16 protein-coding genes are annotated in these 19,568 nt (G+C 67.5%); 8 read left to right on the forward strand and 8 right to left on the reverse strand.

Translation table 11 applies throughout. From position 1 onward, the window contains the following. Positions 1-17: 17 nt before the first annotated feature. The 6 genes from WS87_RS22015 to WS87_RS22040 all read right to left on the reverse strand — a co-directional run bounded on the left by WS87_RS22015 (position 18) and on the right by WS87_RS22040 (position 6,904). On the reverse strand, positions 18-2,492 hold the full coding sequence (locus WS87_RS22015; RefSeq protein WP_059818964.1) for a glycoside hydrolase family 2 protein: 2,475 nt from the start codon (positions 2,490-2,492) through the stop codon (positions 18-20). Then, positions 2,489-3,544, reverse strand: coding sequence for a DUF1839 family protein (locus WS87_RS22020; protein WP_059818965.1), 1,056 nt, complete (start codon positions 3,542-3,544; stop codon positions 2,489-2,491). The genes WS87_RS22015 and WS87_RS22020 overlap by 4 nt, the downstream gene beginning before the upstream one ends. Beyond that, entirely contained in the window at positions 3,541-4,512 is a 972-nt protein-coding gene (locus tag WS87_RS22025; RefSeq protein WP_059818966.1) for an amino acid--[acyl-carrier-protein] ligase, read from the reverse strand. The genes WS87_RS22020 and WS87_RS22025 overlap by 4 nt, the downstream gene beginning before the upstream one ends. Beyond that, positions 4,509-5,705 (reverse strand): acyl-CoA dehydrogenase family protein, encoded by a 1,197-nt coding sequence (locus tag WS87_RS22030; RefSeq protein WP_059818967.1) that lies wholly within the window; start codon positions 5,703-5,705, stop codon positions 4,509-4,511. The genes WS87_RS22025 and WS87_RS22030 overlap by 4 nt, the downstream gene beginning before the upstream one ends. Continuing rightward, positions 5,702-5,953 (reverse strand): acyl carrier protein, encoded by a 252-nt coding sequence (locus tag WS87_RS22035; RefSeq protein ID WP_047903457.1) that lies wholly within the window; start codon positions 5,951-5,953, stop codon positions 5,702-5,704. The genes WS87_RS22030 and WS87_RS22035 overlap by 4 nt, the downstream gene beginning before the upstream one ends. 168 nt (positions 5,954-6,121) lie before the next feature. Further along, positions 6,122-6,904: a Crp/Fnr family transcriptional regulator gene (locus tag WS87_RS22040; protein ID WP_175914879.1), complete on the reverse strand. Its 783-nt coding sequence runs from the start codon at positions 6,902-6,904 to the stop codon at positions 6,122-6,124. Positions 6,905-7,821: 917 nt separating this feature from the next. On the opposite strand from WS87_RS22040, the gene WS87_RS22045 reads away from it, so the two are divergent. Next, a complete protein-coding gene (locus tag WS87_RS22045; RefSeq protein ID WP_059818969.1) occupies positions 7,822-8,604 on the forward strand; it encodes a Crp/Fnr family transcriptional regulator in 783 nt (260 codons plus the stop codon). A 32-nt stretch (positions 8,605-8,636) separates the two neighbouring features. Then, a complete protein-coding gene (locus tag WS87_RS22050; RefSeq protein WP_059819648.1) occupies positions 8,637-10,028 on the forward strand; it encodes an undecaprenyl-phosphate glucose phosphotransferase in 1,392 nt (463 codons plus the stop codon). Positions 10,029-10,110: 82 nt separating this feature from the next. Here WS87_RS22050 and WS87_RS34045 read toward each other — a convergent pair whose 3' ends face one another. Next, positions 10,111-10,284 carry a hypothetical protein gene (locus tag WS87_RS34045; protein WP_175907158.1) on the reverse strand — a complete coding sequence of 58 codons (174 nt, stop codon included), beginning with the start codon at positions 10,282-10,284 and terminating at the stop codon, positions 10,111-10,113. 343 nt (positions 10,285-10,627) lie between these two features. On the opposite strand from WS87_RS34045, the gene WS87_RS34590 reads away from it, so the two are divergent. Both WS87_RS34590 and polX read left to right on the forward strand, forming a co-directional pair. Next, on the forward strand, positions 10,628-11,020 hold the full coding sequence (locus WS87_RS34590; RefSeq protein ID WP_059818971.1) for a TraR/DksA family transcriptional regulator: 393 nt from the start codon (positions 10,628-10,630) through the stop codon (positions 11,018-11,020). 169 nt (positions 11,021-11,189) lie between these two features. Then, positions 11,190-12,956: a DNA polymerase/3'-5' exonuclease PolX gene (polX, locus tag WS87_RS22065; RefSeq protein WP_059818972.1), complete on the forward strand. Its 1,767-nt coding sequence runs from the start codon at positions 11,190-11,192 to the stop codon at positions 12,954-12,956. A 15-nt stretch (positions 12,957-12,971) separates the two neighbouring features. Here the strand turns inward: polX and ald are convergent, their stop codons facing one another. Next, positions 12,972-14,087, reverse strand: coding sequence for an alanine dehydrogenase (gene ald / locus WS87_RS22070; RefSeq protein WP_059525694.1), 1,116 nt, complete (start codon positions 14,085-14,087; stop codon positions 12,972-12,974). A gap of 354 nt (positions 14,088-14,441) precedes the next feature. Between ald and WS87_RS22075 the strand changes: the two genes are divergently transcribed. The 4 genes from WS87_RS22075 (at position 14,442) to WS87_RS22095 (ending at position 19,376) form a co-directional block, all read left to right on the forward strand. Continuing rightward, the gene (locus WS87_RS22075; protein WP_059818973.1) at positions 14,442-14,858 is read left to right on the forward strand and encodes a DUF3995 domain-containing protein; all 417 of its coding nucleotides are present in this window, start codon (positions 14,442-14,444) and stop codon (positions 14,856-14,858) included. Between the two features lie 611 nt (positions 14,859-15,469). Then, positions 15,470-16,207 carry a gluconate 2-dehydrogenase subunit 3 family protein gene (locus tag WS87_RS22085; protein WP_059818974.1) on the forward strand — a complete coding sequence of 246 codons (738 nt, stop codon included), beginning with the start codon at positions 15,470-15,472 and terminating at the stop codon, positions 16,205-16,207. After that, a complete protein-coding gene (locus WS87_RS22090) occupies positions 16,207-17,985 on the forward strand; it encodes a GMC family oxidoreductase (protein ID WP_059525180.1) in 1,779 nt (592 codons plus the stop codon). The genes WS87_RS22085 and WS87_RS22090 overlap by 1 nt, the downstream gene beginning before the upstream one ends. After that, entirely contained in the window at positions 17,982-19,376 is a 1,395-nt protein-coding gene (locus WS87_RS22095) for a cytochrome c (protein ID WP_059818975.1), read from the forward strand. Before WS87_RS22090 ends, WS87_RS22095 begins: the two co-directional genes overlap by 4 nt. The last annotated feature ends 192 nt before the right edge of the window (positions 19,377-19,568 follow it).

A 19,568-nucleotide genomic window follows, 5' to 3' on the forward strand; every position in this document is an offset into this window, starting at 1 on the left:
GAGCGGTCCCGCCCGCGTCAGCCGGCCAACGCGGCGCGCACGGTTCGTGCGGCGTTGACCGCGCGGATCTCGACGGTCGGTGGCGCGCCGGCGGCCGGATGGTCGCCGGCGTTATCCAGCGGCACGAGCGCGACGCGTGCCGGCGTGCCGGGCGCGAGATCGAACCAGTCGGCGCGCGGCACGAAGCCCGGTGCGTCGATCTGCACGTGGCGCGCGACGTGGCGCGTATCGATGTCGACGTGCCACGTGTCGCCGGTGCGCGACACGCATGCCTCGATGCCGGGTTCGCGGCGGGCGAACACGGCCGGATGCGTGCGGGACGGGAAGTAGAAGGCCTGCGACAGCAGCGTGCCGTCCTCGGCGCGCAGCGTCGCGACGACGGTATCGTGCTCGCACGGGCCGAAGCGATACGCATAGGTCCAGTCGAAAAAGCGGCCGAGCAATTCGGCCGACTCGAGCCGCACCGTGTCGTGCGCGGCGATCCGGAGGGCCCCGCCGGCCCGCGCGACCGGCGTACGGCCGTCGCGCAGCGCGACCAGCTCGACCGCTGCCGACAGCGGCGCCGGCCGCTCATTGATCACATGCACGTCGAGCCCGTTCAGTCCTTCGTCGACGAGCAGGACCTGCACCGGTTGAAGTACCTGGCGCAGCGCATACCATGCCGATTTCGGCCGATGCGTCGCATCGAGCAAGCCCCATCCGGCGCCCGCCATCACGTCCTGGAACTGCCAGACGAGCGCACCCGCGCAGCGTGAGCCGGTGCGCCGCCATTCCGAGAACGTGTCGCGCATCAGGTCCGCGATCACCGCGCGCGACAGCTCGAAGTAACGCGACGGGTCCTCGCGCCGCAGGCGGTCGGGTGCCACGTCGTACAACGTCTGCAGATAGTGATCGCGAATATCGTCGAAATCCCACGACGTGCCGGGATCGCGCGGTACGGCCGCTTTCCAGCGCGGCTCATGAACGCCCGGCCAGCCGAGGCTTGCGAGCATCGCATCGCACGGCACGTTCGCGAACGCGAGGCATTCGCTTGCGAAGCGCACGTCGGCGCGACGTGCGTCGTCGAGCGGGCGAAGGTACGCGCCGACGCCGTAGTAGTGCGACACACGTTCGCGCGGCATGAACGGCAGCACGCCGCCGTCGGGCGAGTCGGGGACGTAAACCGTGTCGGGCCGTCGCGCCGCCGCATGGCCGGCGAGGCGCTCGGCGGTCAGTTCGAGGAAGCGCTGCTTCGGCCCGAGCCCCGACATCGCGGCCTGCTGCGCGATCTCGCTGCCGCCGCACAGAACTGCGAGCGATGGCGATGCGCGGTGGCGCGTGAGGAACTGTTCGGCTTCGCGATCGACGGCGTCCGCGAACGCGCGATCGTCGAGCGCGTAATCGAAATTCGCGAACATGAAGTCCTGCCAGACCAGCAGTCCGAGCCGGTCGCACCATGCGTGGAATGCGTCGGCCTCATACGCCATCGTGCCGCCGACGCGAATCATGTTGAAGCCGGCGTCGCGCGCGAGTCCGAGCAGCCGGCCATAGGTTGCGTCGTCGGCGTGCAGCGCGAGCGGTGCGGCGCTGCTCCAGCAGGCGCCGCGCGCGAACACGCGCACGCCGTTCACGCGCAGGCCGAAGCCCTTGCCGTCGTCGCCCGCGTCCTGCTCGATCGTGCGAAACCCCGTCGCGCCGAGCGGTCGTCGATCGGCGCCGATGTGCAATGCGACTTCATAGAGCACCGGTTCGCCGTGCGTGTGCGGCCACCAGCGGCGCACGTTCGGCACCGCGACGGTCGCGTGCAGCCGGTCGGCGCCGCTGCGCTCGAGCGTCGCGTGGTGCTCGCCGCACGACAGCCGGGCCGTGAACGCATCGGGCAGCGGCCCGGCGAACGCGAGTTCCGCGTCGAGCCAGCCGGTGTCGCCATCGATGCGCGCATGCAGGTCGCAATGAACGAGAACGGGCCCGTCGGCCGGATCGAGCACGTCGACGGGCCGCCACGGTCCGGTCGGCACGCAGCGCGGAAACCAGCCGGGCATGTGCCCGAGCAGCGACGTGCGAACGGTGCGCAGCGTCGCTGGTTCGGCCAGTCGCGTGCGCCAGCGTGCACGGCGCGGTGCGCGCACGTCGCGCAGGTGCGGCGCGAGGGCGCGGAAGCAGACGGTCAGGCGGTGTGTGCCATTGAGCGACACGGGCACGTCGTGCGCGACGAACATGCTGTCGGAGCGCAGGATCGGCGTGTTGTCGAGCCAGGCTTCGGCGAGTGTCGCGAGGCCGTGAAAGCGCAGCACGCGCGGCCCGTGCCCGTGCAGTTCGACGCGATACCAGTGGTCGCGCTCGTCGAGCGACGCCGTATCGTCGGGTCGTCCGGCCTGCACGAGCGCTTGCGCGACCGTGCCGGGGACGGGGGCGGCGATCCAGCCGTCGGCGGGAAGATCGAGCGGCCCGCGCGTGGCGCCCGCTGCCGTGGCGAGCATCGACCACGCGAGCGCGGCGGGCGCGCGTCTCACCGCATCGACGGCACGGGGGCCGCGTCGACGCGAACGGGCACCGCGCGCTGAAGCGGCGGGGTGATCTGCCGCGCGCAGTCGATCAGGTCGGCGTATGCCGCTTCGATCGCTTCGAGCGTCGCGTCGCCGCGCTCTTCCTTGCCGCGCGCGCAGGCCCGCGCCAGCCGGAACTCCAGCACCATCGCCTCGGACGCGATGCGGTCGCAGGCGGTGCGAATCTCGGCGAACGGTCCGACGCAGCCGCTTGCCTGCAACCAGCGCGCGTAATGGCCGAACAGTTCGAAGTTTGCACCGAGTTGCCGCACCGAATTGAACGAGTACGCGTGGAACCGTTCGAGCGGCGAATCGGCGAGCGACTTCGCATCGATCTGCAACTGGCGCCGGAACGCCGCGACCGGATTGACGACCGGCAGGCGGCGCAGATGGCGCTGCAGCGCCGCGAGCGAGGCTTCGCACAGCGCGCGCTCGTCGAGCGGCGCGAAACGCCGCTTCGCGCACTCGACGTACGGCGGCAGCGGCATCGGCGAACCGCCGCCGACGAGGCCGTCGTAGTCCACATCCTCGGCCACGTAATAGCCGCTGTTGTGGAAGTAGCCGATCTGGCGGTGCGTGCGATCGATCGAGTCGATGCCGATCGTCGTCTTCGTATGCTGCGCGCGGTAGCTGCTGCCGCGCGTGTCCGGCAGGAACCACGCGTCGACCTCGACGATCATCAGGTGACCGCGCGCGACCTGCGTCTCGATGTGCTGGTCGAGCGGCTCGTAGATCGAATGCTCTTGCACGACGATTCCGTAAAGCCGCTCCAGTTCGTCGTGCGGAAACTTGAAGAACGTGAACTGGTCGCCCTCGAAATCGAGCGCGATCGTAAACGGCAGTGCCGCGTACGGATTGAGGCCCCACCAGCGGAGCACCTCGAGCCACATGTCGACGTAGCAGTTGGTCTGCTTCCAGACCATCTCCTGACTGTGCAGCGGGTGCGGCCGATAGTGGCGTGCGCGATGGCGCACGTCCTCGAACGACGCGTCCTCGCCGTCGCGGGACACGAATTTCATCGCGTACCCCACAGCACGTCGCGAACGTCGGCCGGCCATGCGTCGATGTCGAAACCGTGATGACGGAACAGCGCGAGCGTCAGCCGCTCGAGGCCGAAGCCGACACAGCCCGTGTGCGCGACGTCGCCCGTCGCGGTGCGGATGTCCCACAGCAATCCGAAGTGATCCATGTGGTAGTTGAAGCTCAGGCACGCGGTCTGGCGATCGTCGTGCTCGATGGGGATCAGAAGCTCGAACTTCAGGTTCTGCTCGCGCTGGCTGTTCGCGACGATCTTGCCGCCGCGCCCGAAGAACGGATCGTTCGCGAGATCGATCGCGTTCGGCAGGCGCAGCGCCTCGATCATGCGCGTGCCTCGCTCCATCCACGTCGCGCGGAACGCGACGATCTGCTCGGGCGTGCCGATCCGCACGTATTCACGCATCCGGAACAGCTGCATGCGGGTCGGGTCGAGCGACGGCTCGTGGCGGAAGCAATACGAGAACACGTCGACGATGCGGCCGTCGTCGGGCAGCGCACCCGCGCGCGCGACGACCGGATAGACCGGGTAGCAGGCGGCCGGCGTCAGCACGACGTAAGTCGGCTTCTGGCTTTCGGTCCAGTCCTCGCCGCGGTCGAGGCACTGCAGCACGCGCTGGTGGCGCTGCTCGTCGCCGCAGAACGCATGCACGCTGCCCGCGAGCTGCGGGAAGCTCTTCATGTATTCGCTGCGCTCGAACTCGGTGCGGCTCATCGCCGGCGGGAAGCGCAGCACTTCGGCCTGCTGGTCGGCGCCGAGGCGCGTGACGAAGGCGTCGAGCGCTTCGACGACGCGCTCGAACCGTTCGCTGCGACCGAACAGGCCCTGGATGCCGGTCGACACGAGCAGGCCCGCATCGATCAGCGCGTCGCGCAGCGGATTGACGCCCGCGTGGTCGAGCGGTGCGTCGGACGGGGTGGCGGCAGAGGGCACGGACAGGCGGTCGTTCACGAATGTTTCTCCAGCGTCGCGGGACGCAATGCGAGCAGCAGGCTCGCGGTATTGGCGGCAATGCGGTCGTTGCTGATCATCAGCGGCGCCGCGTGCAGGTCGCGCAGGTGGCGGCCGATGCTGAACGGCGTGCCGTGCTTGTAGCCGGCCATCCCGCAGATCATCATCGCCTGCTGTGCGACTTCGAGCGCGGTCGACGACACATAGGTTTTCAGCGTGTTGATCTCGGCGGCCCAGGCCATGCCGGCCGACCACGAGCGGGGCGACGCGCTGGCATAGAGGCGCAGTACGTTGTCGACGCGGGCCTGCATCGCCTGCATCAGCGCAAGCGATTCGGCGATGCGCCGCGACGCGGGCGACGGCGCGCCGTCGGTCTGGCGCGCCTGCGCGCGGAAAAACTGATGCGCGCGATGGAACGCATCGCCGGCCACGCCGATCCACACCGCCGCCCACAGGATGTGCGAAACCGGCACCATCGTCTGTTCGGCGATCTGCGCGAACGGCACGGGCAGGCATTGTTCGGTCGCGCCCCGTGCGTCGAGCACGAAGCCGTTGCTGCACGTTCCGCGCATGCCGAGCGTGTCCCATTCGCCGCGGCGCGTGAGCGTATAGCCGTCGCGCAGCAGCGTGACGAGCACCTGCTCGGACGCCGGCGCGTCTGCGTCGCGCCGCGCGGTCGCGAGGATGCCGTCGGCATAGTCGCCGTACGAGATCGTCGGTGCGGATTTGTGCAGCCGGAATGCGCCGCCGTTGGTCTCGAGCGCGCACTGGCTCGCGCGCAGGTTGCCGCCGACGCCGTCTTCGGATGTCGCCGACGCGAGCAGCCACTGATGGCGCACGAGCTGCTGCAGGAACAGCTTGTGCCAGCCCTGGTCGGCGGCGTGATTGACGATGCAGGCGACCTGGATCTGGTGCATCGCGAACACCATCGCCGACGATGCGCACGCTTGCCCGAGGATCGAGCATGCCGACGCGATGTCGGCCAGCGACGCGCCGGCACCGCCGAGCCGGGCCGGGACCATTGCGCTCAGCAGGCGGCGCGCGCGCATGGCCTCGATCGCTTCAACGGGGCAGCGCGCGTCGCGATCGACCGCATCCGCATGCTGGGCGGCGATATGCGCAACGGCATGCGCGGCCTCGTCGAGCCGGCGTGCTTCGTCGTCGGCCGCGAGTTCGGGAAGCAGCGCGCTCATGCGGAATGCTCGGAGCGTTGCAGGGTCGCGATCGTATCCGCGAGCGCGTCGATGCTGCGGAACAGATTGCGGTTCAGCATCTCGTCGGGAATCTCGATGTTGAACTGCTTCTCAATCGCGAGCATCAACTGGATCGTGTCGAGCGAGGAGAGGCCCGCTTCGTAGAGGTCGTCCCCGTCACCGATCGAGTCGATCGCGGCTTCGAGGTGGGCGACGTGCTTGAGGATGGTTCTGATTTCGTTTTTCACGTGCTGCTCCGGCGTGTGTGGTGTCGTCCGCACGGGCGGACGCGCGCAGCGCGCTGACATCCCCCCGGCAGTCCGGCATCAGTAGACCATTCGCAAGCACGGCGTTCTGTTCGCCACCCTACAATCGGCTGACTCGGATCGCACGCGTGCGCCGAAACGACGTGCGTATCACGCGCGTGCCGCAGCGGTCACGCTCGAGTCGGCCGACAGGATGCGCTTCATCTCGTCGCGCACGATCGCGCGGCAGCCGCACGACATTTTCTCGAGGCCCGCAAGGTCGGCAAGCTCGATCGAGCTCCGGTACTGGCGGATCAGGCCGAGTTTCTGGATCTCGCCGGCTGCGTCCGTGACCGTCTCGCGCCGCACGCCGAGCATCTGCGCGAGCATGCTGTGAGTCACCTGAATCTCGATGCTGCGGGACCGGTCGTAGGCGAGCAGGAACCATCTGCATAACTGATGTTTGAGCACATGATGGCGGCTGCAGAACGTGATCTGCGATACCTGGGCCATCAGCAGCCGCACGCAGACGAACACCAGGTGGCGAATCACCGGTGACGCATCGAACGCGGCGGCGAAGACGCGTCGGTCCAGCCGGTAGACGAAGCCGTCGCGGCATGCGACGGCACGGCAGGGCATCCGGCCGCTGCCGCCGATCACGTCGTCGCACACGACGCTCTCGCTGCCGATCTCGGCCACTTCCAGCGTCATGCCGCCGGACGATACGTACTGCAGCGAAATCGCCGTCGTGACGGGCAGATAAACCGCGGTGAGCATTTCGCCGGGTTCGCACAGCACCTGGCCCGATTTCAGGTGAACGAGCTGAAGATTGGCAATCAGCGTGGCGCGTTCCTCGCGGTCGAGGGCCGCGAGGAACCGGTTGGCGTCGAAGCTGTGGGAGAGCTCGATCATGCCGCTCGCGTGGGCGACGGCTTCATTGGCCTGGTGGGTCACGGCGCATCCTCGTAGGGGGCGGTCGCACGTCGCGCGGCGGCATCCACGGGGATTTAGCACGCGCGTGCGGATTTGAGTTCGTCGGAATTCGAATGCCGATGGCGGGAAAAGGCTAGCACGCAATTGAATTCGATAAATTGCGCACTGCGTAACTTCACAAAGTTTGACGATTCGGGATAAATGAAAACGTTATACGGATTTGAAGATCATGTTTTCGCGAGTTAATTGCCGTGATATGGATGGACGGTTAAGTCTGGAATTCGATGATGATCTGGAATCAATCGGGAGTCGATGCATATCGTACAGGTAAAACATTAAGAATGCATTGAACATTATTTGACAATTTGGATTTCTGTCGTGAATTGGTCAATTGAATCATATAGTTACGGTGGTTCTGTGCGTTTGCTTACAGAGTCGTAAATTAATATGCCGATTCATATTTGAGACAGTTTCAAACGTTCATTCGAGGTGTCGTACGCCGCTCGGGTGACGCGCGGGACATCACGGAAACAATTGAAAACGGGCCGTAAGTAGTTGAACGATAAGCTTCGTGGCCCGGCTGTCGGAGCCGCCGCATACTCGGTGGCCATTGATCAGTCGAATCGCCGGCGGTGTCCGCTGCGGCAGAGGGTGTCCGAAAATGAGACGCTTTTTGCGGTTTTCAGTCGGCAATTCGGGGGCGCAAAATCGCGGGTCATTTATATATTAAGGATGAGGCGGGTATTGGCACGTAAATCGCTTATTGAGATGGGCGCATCGAAACGGGACTGCCGATTCGATCCGGCGGCGCGAAGCCGACGGTCGATTGGAAGGAGGGTTGTGGGCCGCAACCCGCGTCGCCGTCGGGACGCGCATCGCGATAACGAGTTCCGCTGACGCGGCTGCATGCGGCGCGGACGACAAAATGGGATACAGACATGCTTCATCTTCACTCGAGCTACTCGGCGAACGCCATCCTCGATGCCCTCCCGGAGGACAGCATCCGTGCCATCGCACCGCACCTCGAACTGGTCAGAATCAAGGCCGGCATGCTCGACCGTGTCGGGGAACCGATGCGCCACCTGCATTTCCCGACGACCGCCATGATGTCGGTGCAGCACCTGATGGAGGACGGTGCGATGGTCGAGGTCGCCGTGGTCGGCCGCGAAGGCGTGGTCGGTCTGGCGACGCTCGTCGGCGGTACCGCGATATCGAACCGCGTCGAAGTCCGTATCGGCGGCATGGCCTATCGCGTGCCGACCTGCGTGATGCGCTCGGAATTCGAGCGTTCCCCGGCGACGTATCGGCTGCTGCTGAACTACTGCCAGGCGACGATGGCGCAGATCTCGCGCAGCGCGTTGTGCAACCGGCATCACTCGGTCAGCGAGCAGTTGAGCCGCTGGCTGCTGCTCGCGCATGACCGGATCGACGGCGACGAACTGGCCGTCACGCAGCAGACGATCGCGAACATGCTCGGCGTGCGTCGCGAAGGCGTGACGGAAGCAGCCGGCCACCTGCAGGAAGCCGGACTGATCCGTCAGCGTCGCGGCCGCATCACGGTGCTCGACCGCGACGGCCTCGAGCGCCAGGCGTGCGAATGCTACGAGCTGATTCGTGCGGACTATCGCCGGCTGCTCGGCACGCGGAACGGCGCGCGATCGATGCCGGTGCGACCGCGCATGCACGACGTGCACGGCGGATTCCCGGTGCATGGTGCGTGACGATGCACGCGACGGCGGGTGGAACGAATACGATGCGGCGCGCCGCGATTGCCGCGGCCGATGCCGCGCTCGTGCTGACAGGCGCGCTCGCCGCGCAGGTTGCGATGGGGCTCGCGTGGCGCGATCTGTCGGATGCGCAGCGCGGCGCGATTGCATTGCTGTGTGCGCTGACGGTCGCGTTGTTGCCGCGCAGTGTGCGCGTGTCGCGCGGGGCGTCGTCGTCGCATGACAGCGGAACCGTGCTGACGCGCACGGTGGTGGCCGTCGTGTGCGCGGGCACGCTGACGGTGGCCGGCACGATGTGGATCATGAACCGCGGCGGCACAGTCACGACACGCTGGATTGCGCGGACGGTGCTGTCCGGCGACGCGGCACTGCTGCTCGGCAGGCTGGCACTGGGCGCGCTGGCGATGAAGCGCGGCGATCCGCGCACACGGCAGCGGCGGGTCGCAATCGTCGGCGCGACCGCTTACGGACGGGTGGCGATCGAGCGCATGCAGCTCGAGCCGACCGGCCCATTTGCGGCGGCCTGCGTGTTCGACGACGACGCGCCGGCCGCTGCAGCCACCGCCGGGATCGGCGGCGTGCCGGTGATCGGCGACTGGGTCGCGCTTCGGCGCATGATCCGCGGCGGCGAGATCGACGAAGTGTGGCTCACGCTGCCGATGTCGCATGAGTCGCGCATTCAGCGCATCGTGCGCGAACTGCGCGACGAGTTCGTCGAGTTGAGACTGTTGCCGGACGTGCGGCAGATGGCGGTCGTCGAGCGATCTGCGACCGATGTACTCGGCATGCCGGCAATCAACCTCGCGACTACGCCGCGTTCCGCGCCGGAACTGTGGGCGAAGTTCGCGTTCGACCGGCTGTTCGCGGTCGCCGTGCTGATCCCGCTGCTGCCGCTGCTTGCGGTGCTGGCGATCGCGGTGAAGCTGTCGTCGCCGGGGCCCGTCTTGTTCAGACAGCGCCGCAAGGGCGCCGACGGCCGCGAGTTTCACATCCTCAAGTTCAGGACGATGCGCGTGCATCGCGCACAGCCCGGTGTCGTGCGGCAGGCCTCGCGCAACGATGCGCGCATCACGCCTGTCGGTGCGTTTCTGCGGCGCACGTCGCTCGACGAGTTGCCGCAGTTCTTCAACGTGTTGTTCGGCCAGATGTCGGTGGTCGGTCCGCGTCCGCATGCGATCGAACACGACGACTTCTACCGGCAACTGGTCGACTGCTACATGTATCGCTATCGCGTACGGCCGGGGATCACGGGATGGGCGCAGGTAAACGGCTATCGCGGCGAGACGCGCAAGGTCGAGGCGATGGCCGCGCGCGTGAAGTTCGATCTGTTCTACATGCAGAACTGGAGCTTCTGGTTCGACATGAAGATCATCCTGATGACGGTCGTGCGTGGCTTCGTCGGGCGCAATGCCTTCTGACGAAGAGGATTGCGAAGTATTCTGCGCGGCGTTTTCGTCGTCGATGCGATGCGCCTCGCAACGGCGCACGTGAAACCGCGTGTCAACCGTCCGACGGCGGCTGAGCGGCCGCCGGCAACGCAGCGGGCGTGGCGGCGGGGCTGGCGTCGGGCGCGGCTTGCGCACTCGACGGCTGGATGGCGTGCTGGATCGTCGGCACGACCATCGTCGGGAACAGGGCCGCAAGGGCCACCCAGATGACGACGCCGAACAACATGACGTTCTCCCTCAAAGCAGCGGATTCGCCGCGCATGTTTTCAATCTATGTCGCAACTTTTTACAGGGGATTGATCGACCTCAACGGCGGCTGCGTCAGACGAATGCGGGTATGCGGGATTATCGCGTCGGTCCCCCGTTTTCGCGCGCACGAGGTGGGCGCTGACGCCGGTCAACACATGCGTGTGCATTGGGTTTATGCTGCGTCGAAGGCGTCCGGCGCTTCGTGCGGCCGGGCGTGCATCCGGGCGCGGCGAGCCGGGGCGTTCCGGCCCGCCGCGCACCGGCACGACAACCGCGCGCCGTATGCTCGTTGCGCGGAACCCGGAAAAGGAGAGACGGCGATGGCGCTCGATCAAGAACAACGGCGAACGCTGCAGCAGCGACTGACCGAGAGCGAGCAGGCGTTGCGGGCGGATATCCGCACGAGCGAGGATCAGCGCGCGTCGGAGTCCTACGCGGAGCTTGCCGGCGCGGCGCCGGACGAGGGCGACGAGGCGAACGCCGATCTGTTCGTCGACATGGATCACGCGCTGATCGGGATGAAGCTGGCCGAGTTGCGTGCGATCGGGCGCGCGCAGCAGCACATGCGCGACGGCAGCTACGGCGAATGCATCGATTGCAATGCGCCGGTCGGCTACGAGCGGCTGCTCGCACGCCCGACTGCCGAGCGTTGCACGCATTGCCAGTCCCTGTACGAGCGCCGCTACGCGACGACACCGCGCGCATCGCTCTGAGGTATCGGCGCAGGCGCCGCGCAAGCCGCATGTCCCGCGCGACATGACACGGGCAATCGGTGCAGGATGACCAACGGGCGCCCGCCGTCGTCGACATGCGGCGCCGGGCGGGCAGAGGCCGGCGCGCCGGCGCACGGCGCCATCCACGTGGAAGGGAGCCACGCCGACCATGCCGATCCACAATGCCGAGTGTGCGGCCGTCTTTGCCGAAATCGCCGACATGCTCGAGATCCAGGGCGCCAATCCATTCAGGGTGCGCGCCTATCGCAACGCGGCCCGGACGATTGCCGACTACGGGCGCGACATTCCCGCGATCATCGCGAGCGGCGGCGATCTCGGCCGGATTCCATCGATCGGTGCCGATCTCGCGGCGAAGCTGCGCGAGATCGCGTCGACCGGCACCTGCGAACTGCAGCAAACGCTGCGCCATGCGCTGCCGGGCGCGATCGTCGAACTGCTCGACGTGCCGGGGCTCGGCGCGAAACGCGTCAAGGCGCTGCATGACGCACTGCACGTCGACTCGCTCGAACAGCTGCGCGCCGAAGCGAAGAGTGGGCACATCCGTGCGCTGCCGGGTTTCGGCGCGAATACCGAAGCCCATCTGCTCGACGCGATCGACGATCGCCTGAAGCGCGAGCCGCAACGCTTCCTGCTGCCGGATGCCGCGCAATCGCTGATGCCGTTGCTCGAGCGTCTGCGCAAGGTGGCCGGCGTCGGCGAAGCGGTGCCGGCCGGCAGCTTTCGCCGCAGCCGCGAAACGGTCGGCGATCTCGACATCCTCGTGACGGCCCGCGATCCCGCCGCGGTGGCCGACGCGTTCGTCGGCTACGGTGAAGTCGCGCGCGTGCTCGCGAACGGCAAGACGCGTTCGAGCGTCATGCTCGGCAACGGGCTGCAGGTGGACCTGCGCGTCGTCGAGGCCGACGCGTTCGGCGCGGCGCTCGTCTATTTCACGGGATCGAAGGCGCACAACATCGCACTGCGAAGGATCGCGCAGGCCGGCGGGCTGAAGATCAACGAATACGGCGTATTCCGCGGCGACGAGCGGATCGCGGGCGCGACGGAGGCATCCGTCTACGAGGCGATCGGTCTTCACTGGGTGCCGCCCGAGTTGCGCGAGGACCGCGGCGAGATCGACGCGGCGCGTGCTGGCATGCTGCCAGCGCTGGTCGAGCGCAGGCACGTTCATGGCGATCTGCACGCGCATACCGCGGCGTCGGCCGGGCGCGACAGCCTGCGCGCGATGGCGGATGCGGCCCGGGCCCGCGGGCTCGCTTATCTGGCCGTCACCGATCGCGCACCGGATACGAAAGGTCACCGCGCCGATGGCGACTGGCTCGTGCGGCAGATCGACGAGATCGACCGCCTCAACGCGTCATTCGACGACTTCGTGCTGTTGAAGGGCGTCGAGGCCGGCATTCGCGAGGACGGCAGCCTCGACGTGCCCGACGACGTGCTTGGCCGCCTCGACCTCGTCGTCGGCGCGGTGCGCGACGGCTTCGACCTGTCGGGCGACGCGCAGACCGCGCGGATCCTGCGTGCGATGGATCAACCGTATTTCACGATCCTCGCGCATCCGACCGGCCGGCTGCTCGGCGAACGCGACGCATGCGAACTCGACGTGCCGCGCGTGCTCGCCGCGGCCGCCGCGCGCCACTGCTTCGTCGAACTCGACGGCGATCCGCGGCGGCTCGATCTGCCGGACGTCTGGTGCCGCGAGGCCGCGAAAGCCGGCGTCGCCGTGGCGATCGGCTCGGACGCACTGTGCGCGAACGATCTGGACAACCTCGGATACGGTATCGGCCAGGCGCGGCGTGGTTGGCTCACGCGGCAGGACGTGCTCAACACGCGCACGCTCGCGCAACTGCGGCCGCTGCTGGCGCGCACGATGCGCGCGAGCGGCGCGTCGCAGCGCGGCCGCCCGAAGGGTGCGTGACGGCGCGCGCCGAAGTCAGGCAAGCACGTCTTCCGCCGGGACGTACGGCAGGCCGAGCGCCAGCGCAACGGCCTCGTACGTGATGCGGCCGTCGCATACGTTCAGGCCCGCGCGCAGATGCGGATCGTCTGCCATCGCGCGCTTCCAGCCCTTGTCGGCGAGCGCGAGCGCATGGCCGAGCGTCGCGTTGTTCAACGCGAACGTCGACGTGCGCGCGACCGCGCCGGGCATGTTCGCGACGCAGTAGTGCACGACGCCGTCGACGACGAAAGTCGGCTGCGCATGGGTCGTTGCATGCGATGTCTCGAAACAGCCGCCCTGGTCGATCGCGACGTCTACGACTACCGCCCCCGTGCGCATCGTCGCGATCATGTCGCGCGTGACGAGCCGCGGCGCCGACGCGCCCGGCACGAGCACCGCGCCGATCACGACGTCGGCGTCGCGCACGGCTTCGTCGATGGTGTGCGCGTTCGAGCAGACGGTGGCGATCCGGTTCGCGAAGACCAGATCGAGCTGGCGCAGCCGGCCCACGTTCGTGTCGAGCACGGTGACGCGTGCGCCGAGGCCGACCGCCATCTGCAGCGCACCGGTCCCCACCACGCCCGCGCCGAGCACCACGACGTGCGCGGCCGGCACGCCGGGCACGCCGGCCATCAGCACGCCGCGGCCGCCGCGCGGGCTTTCGAGGTGCGTCGCCGCCACCTGGATCGACATGCGTCCCGCGACCTCGCTCATCGGCGCGAGCAGCGGCAGTCCGCCGCCGGGGCCCGTCACGGTCTCGTACGCGATGCACACCGCGCCGGACTTCACCAGCGCGGCCGCCTGCTCGGGATCGGGCGCGAGATGCAGATACGTATAAAGAATCTGTCCGCGCCGCAGCATCGCGCACTCGGCCGCCTGTGGTTCCTTGACCTTGATGATCATGTCGGCGCGCGCGAAGACGTCGCGCGCGTCGTCGCACAATGCCGCGCCGGCGGCCGTGTAGTCGTCGTCGAGCAGGCCGATCGCGGTGCCCGCGCCGCGCTGCACGAGCACGCCGTGGCCATGCCGCGTGAGTTCGCGTGCACCGGCTGGCGTGAGGCCGACGCGGTATTCGTGGTTCTTGATCTCCTTCGGCACACCGATCAGCATGAGTCGTCTCCATGGGTATTCATCGTTGTCGTCGTGCCCGGGTGCGCAGCGATCGTCCGATCGAGCGTGCCGGCGAACGGCACGTGTGCGACGGTCGCGCATGCACGGTTCGAGTGCCGTACTGGAATAAAAGGGTAGTGGTGCCCGGAGGGAAGTCAAGCGGCGGCCGGTGAGACGGCGCGCGCGCACTGCACCGCAGCACGCGGCATGGCGCATTGCGACCGGACGTCGCAATGCATGCGGCACGTGGTTTGGGTATCGTCTCGTGTTGCGCGGAACGGGGCCGCGCGCGGCCGGAGCCGTTCCGGCCGGATCACGACACGACGACACGATGAGACAAGGAACCTTACCGAGATGACCGGCGCGTATTTCAGCGTGCCGACGCTTTGTGCGATCGCACTCGTTCACGTCTACTGGGCGTTCGGCGGACGGCTCGGCAAGCGCGCGGCCATTCCCGAACAGGACGGGGTACCGCTGCTGCGGCCGACCATGCTCGGCACGCTCGCCGTCGCGACGGCATTGCTGGCCGGCGCATGCGTGGTGGCGTCGCGCGCGGGCTGGCTGTGGCCGAACCTGTATCCCGGCGCGGTCGCGTTCGCGATCGTTGCGCTCGCATTGATCTTCGCGGTGCGCGCGGTCGGAGATTTCCGCTACGTCGGCTTCTTCAAGCGGGTTCGCGGGTCGCGTTTCGCGCGGATGGACAGCGTGTGTTACTCGCCGCTGTGCGTGGCGCTCTCGTTGTCGATCGCGTCGATGCTGTGGCCGTGGTGAGCGTCGCGCCCGGCGCGGCAGGCCGTGTGCAGCGACGGGAGCCCTGACGCTCGTCGCGGCGTCGAGATGGAACGCGCAGACCGGGGAGGGGCGGGAGAAGCCCGCGCGCGCATCGCGCCGGCGGGGTGAGCGATGACACGACCGCACCACGGCTCTTGCGCAATCCGGAAAACGATTTCCCCATTATTGCGATTTTCGATGTAATGAATTGCATTGAACCCTTTGGAAATGGAACCGGTTCCATCTATAATTCGCGACGTTTATCGCCGGGCCCGGAATGAGGGTCGTGCACGATGCGCTTGCCGCCGGCCAGCGCGGCGTCTAAGTTGGATAGGGCCATGGCGATGCAGGGTAGATGCGGGCGCTAAGCCGGTATTTGTCCGACGATGAGACCCGCGAAGAGGTCGACTCCATGCAGCGCGCCGACAACCGGCGCGCTGCACGGCTGCATGACGGCGCCACCGCGCAACGCGCGGCGCGCCCGCATCGAGGTTGTTCGCAACACCGCAAGAACAGGACGGCCAGCCGCGCGCGGCATGGCTGCCGTGCCGGGCATGCCGCATGCGGAATGCGCGCCCCGAACCACGTTCCCCAACGATCACCATCCGACCATGTCCACGCCACCCGACAAACCCAATTCGCGTCGCCGTTTCCTGCGCACGTCGGTCGCGCTCGTGCCGATCGCGTCGGTCGCCGGTTGCGACCTGCGCTCGTCGTCGTCCTCGACCGCGGCCGGCAATGCGTCCACCGCATCGGCCAGTGTCGAACGCGCGCCGTACAAGCCGACCTTTTTCGATGCGAAGGAGTGGGCGTTCGTCCAGGCCGCCGTCGACCGCCTGATTCCGGCCGACGCCGAAGGCCCCGGCGCGCTCGAATCCGGCGTGCCCGAATTCATCGACCGGCAGATGGAAACCCCGTACGCGCACGGCGCGACGTGGTACATGCAGGGGCCGTTCCAGCAGGGCGTGCCCGAACTCGGCTACCAGCTCAAGCTCGTGCCGCGCGACATCTACCGGCTCGGCATTGCGGCCGTCAACCGCTACTGCGAAAAGGCCCACGGCAAGGTGTTCACCGATCTCGACGCGCCGACTCGCGATACCGTGCTCGGCGCACTGGAGAAAGGCGGCGCGCAGATCGACGACGTGCCGTCCGTCGTGTTCTTCGGCCAGTTGCTGCAGAACACGCGCGAAGGCTACTTCTGCGATCCGGTGCATGGCGGCAATCACGACATGGCCGCGTGGAAGATGATCGGTTTTCCGGGCGCGCGCGCCGACTTCATGGATTTCGTCAACCAGAACGGCAAGCCGTATCCGTACGGCCCGGTCTCGATCAACGGGGAGCGCACCTGATGGCAGCGGAAAAGAAGCCGCACGTCGATGCGGTGATCGTCGGTTTCGGCTGGACCGGCGCGATTCTCGCGAAGGAACTCACCGAAGCGGGCCTGAACGTCGTCGCGCTGGAGCGCGGCGAGTATCGCGACACCTATCCGGACGGCGCGTATCCGAACACGATCGACGAGCTGACCTACAACGTCCGCAAGAAGCTGTTCCTCGACCTGTCGAAAACGACCGTGTCGATCCGCCACGGCGTGCAGGACACCGCGCTGCCTTACCGGCAGCTCGCCGCGTTCCTGCCGGGCGAGGGCGTCGGCGGCGCGGGGCTGCACTGGTCGGGCGTGCATTTCCGGATCACGCCGGAAGAGCTGCGCCTGCGCAGCCACTACGAGGAGCGCTACGGCAAGAAGTTCATCCCGGAAGGGATGACGATCCAGGACACGGGCGTCAGCTACGACGAGCTCGAGCCGTATTTCGACTTCGCCGAGAAGGTGTTCGGCACGTCGGGGCAGGCATACAAGGTCGGCGGCAAGGTAGTCGGCGACGGCAATGTGTTCGAGGCGAACCGCAGCGACAACTTCCCGCTGCCCGCGCAGCTCAACACGTATTCGGCGCAACGCTTCTTCGATGCGGCAAAGTCGCTCGGGCTGCATCCGTACCGGCTGCCGTCGGCGAACACGTCGGGTCCGTACACGAACCCGTACGGCGTGCAGATGGGGCCGTGCAACTTCTGCGGCTACTGCAGCGGCTATGCGTGCTACATGTACTCGAAGGCGTCGCCGAACCTGAACATCCTGCCCGCGCTGAAGCAGGTGCCGAACTTCGAGTTGCGCTCGAAGTGCCACGTGCTGCGCGTGGACCTCGACGACACGAAGAAGCGCGCGACGGGCGTCACCTACGTCGACCCGGCAGGCCGTGAAGTGCACCAGCCGGCCGATCTCGTGATCGTCGCGGCGTTCCAGTATCACAACGTGCACCTGCTGTTGCTCTCGGGCATCGGCAAGCCGTACGACCCGATCTCGGGCGAAGGCGTCGTGGGCCGCAATTTCGCGTACCAGAACCTGTCGACGATCAAGGCGTTCTTCGACAAGGACACCTTCACGAACCCGTTCATCGGCGCGGGCGGCAACGGCGTCGCGGTGGACGACTTCAACGCGGACAACTTCGACCATGGCCCGCTCGGCTTCGTCGGCGGTTCGCCGCTGTGGGTGAACCAGGCCGGTGTGAAGCCGATCAGCGGCATCGCGACACCGCCGGGCACGCCGCAATGGGGCGCCGCGTGGAAGAAGGCCGTGAAGGACAACTACGCGCATACGATCTCGATGGACGCGCACGGCACGAACATGTCGTACCGAGATGTCTACCTCGACCTCGATCCGACCTATCGCGATTCGTACGGCCAGCCGCTCTTGCGGATGACCTTCGACTGGAAGGACAACGACATCAAGATGGCGCAGTACGTGACCGGGCAGATGAAGAAGATCGCGGAGGCGATGGGGCCGAAGGCGATCGGCGTGTCGACGCGCGAGTTCGGCAAGCACTTCGATTCGCGCGCGTACCAGACGACGCACCTGGTCGGCGGCGCGATCATGGGCACCGATCCGAAGACGAGCGTGCTGAACCGCTACCTGCAGTGCTGGGACGTGCACAACGTGTTCGTGATGGGCGCGTCTGCGTTGCCGCAGGGCATCGGCTACAACCCGACCGGGATCATCGCGGCGCTGGCCTACTGGTCGGCACGTGCGATCCGCGAGCAATACCTGAAAAATCCCGCCCCGCTGGTGACCGCATGAAGAGGACAGTGAACCATCACAACGCCGCGCGCCGAATTTCCCCGCTGCGGCGCGCACTGGCGATCGGCACGGCATGGGCGGCATTCGGTCTCGCGGGCGGATCGGCCTTCGCGCAACCGGCGGCGCCGGCGGCACAATCCGCCGACGCGAACCTCGTCAAGCGCGGTGAATACCTCGCCCGCGCGGGCGACTGCATCGCGTGCCACACCGCGAGCGGCGGCAAGCCGTTCGCGGGCGGGCTGAAGTTCGACACGCCGATCGGTGCGATCTATTCGACCAACATCACGCCGGACCCGAAGACGGGCCTCGGCGGCTGGACGCTCGACGACTTCACCCGCGCGGTGCGCGAGGGCGTCCGCAAGAACGGCGACACGATGTATCCGGCGATGCCGTATCCGTCCTACGCGCGCCTGAGCGACGACGACATGAAGGCGCTGTATACGTACTTCATGCACGGCGTCGCGCCGGTCGAACGCGAGAACCGCGCGGTCGACATCGTATGGCCGCTGTCGATGCGCTGGCCGCTGACGTTCTGGCGCAAGATGTTCGCGCCGGCGCCGAAGCCGTTCGATGCGGCGTCGTACACCGATCCGGTAGTCGCGCGCGGCGCGTATCTCGTGCAGGGTCTCGGCCATTGCGGCGCGTGCCACACGCCGCGCGCGGCGACGATGCAGGAGCGCGCGCTGACCGATGCAGGCGGCCTCGACTTCCTGGCCGGCGGCGCGGCGATCGACGGCTGGGTGCCGACGAGCCTGCGCGGCGAGCCGCGCACCGGGCTCGGCACGTGGAACGAAACCGAGATCGTGCAGTTCCTGAAGACCGGCCGCACGCTGCGCACGGCCGCGTTCGGCGGGATGACGGACGTGGTCGGCCACAGTATGCAGCACATGACCGACGACGACCTGACCGCGATCGCGCGCTACCTGAAGACGCTGCCGCCGCGCGTGCAGGGCGAGCAGCCGCACGTGTACGACGCGGCCGCGGCGAAGGCGCTGCAGACCGGCGACGCGAGCAAGCCGGGCGCCGCCGTCTATCGCGACAACTGCATGGCGTGTCACCGCAGCGACGGCCACGGCTACACGCGCGTGTTCCCGGCGCTTGCGGGCAACCCGGTCGTGCAAAGCGAGGACCCGACGTCGCTGATTCACGTCGTGCTGGAAGGCAGTGCGCTGCAGGGTACGCACACCGCACCGTCGACCTTCACGATGCCGCCGTTCGGCTGGCGCCTGTCGGACCAGGAAGTCGCGGACGTGTCGAACTTCGTGCGCACGAGCTGGGGCAATACGGGCGCGGCGATCACGGCCGCGCAGGTCGCGAAGGTGCGCGAGAGCACGCCGTCGACGCGGCCGGAGCCGCCGCCGGGCGCGCGGTTCCCGCAGGCGTCGCGCTGACGCACGCGGCGGGGCGCCGGGCCGCGCCCGATCGATCCGCCTCGCGCTGCCGGCCGGCTCGTGCGGTGCGTTCCGACCGCCCGGGGTAGTACCCCGCAATGGCGGCCATCGCGTGAATTTTTCGCGGTGGCCCGCCATTTTTCCATCTCATCCCTTATCCTTCCATTCTTGAACCTTACTAAATAGTTACAA

The organism is Burkholderia sp. MSMB0856 (genome assembly GCF_001524645.2).
GTDB classification, from domain to species: domain Bacteria; phylum Pseudomonadota; class Gammaproteobacteria; order Burkholderiales; family Burkholderiaceae; genus Burkholderia; species Burkholderia diffusa.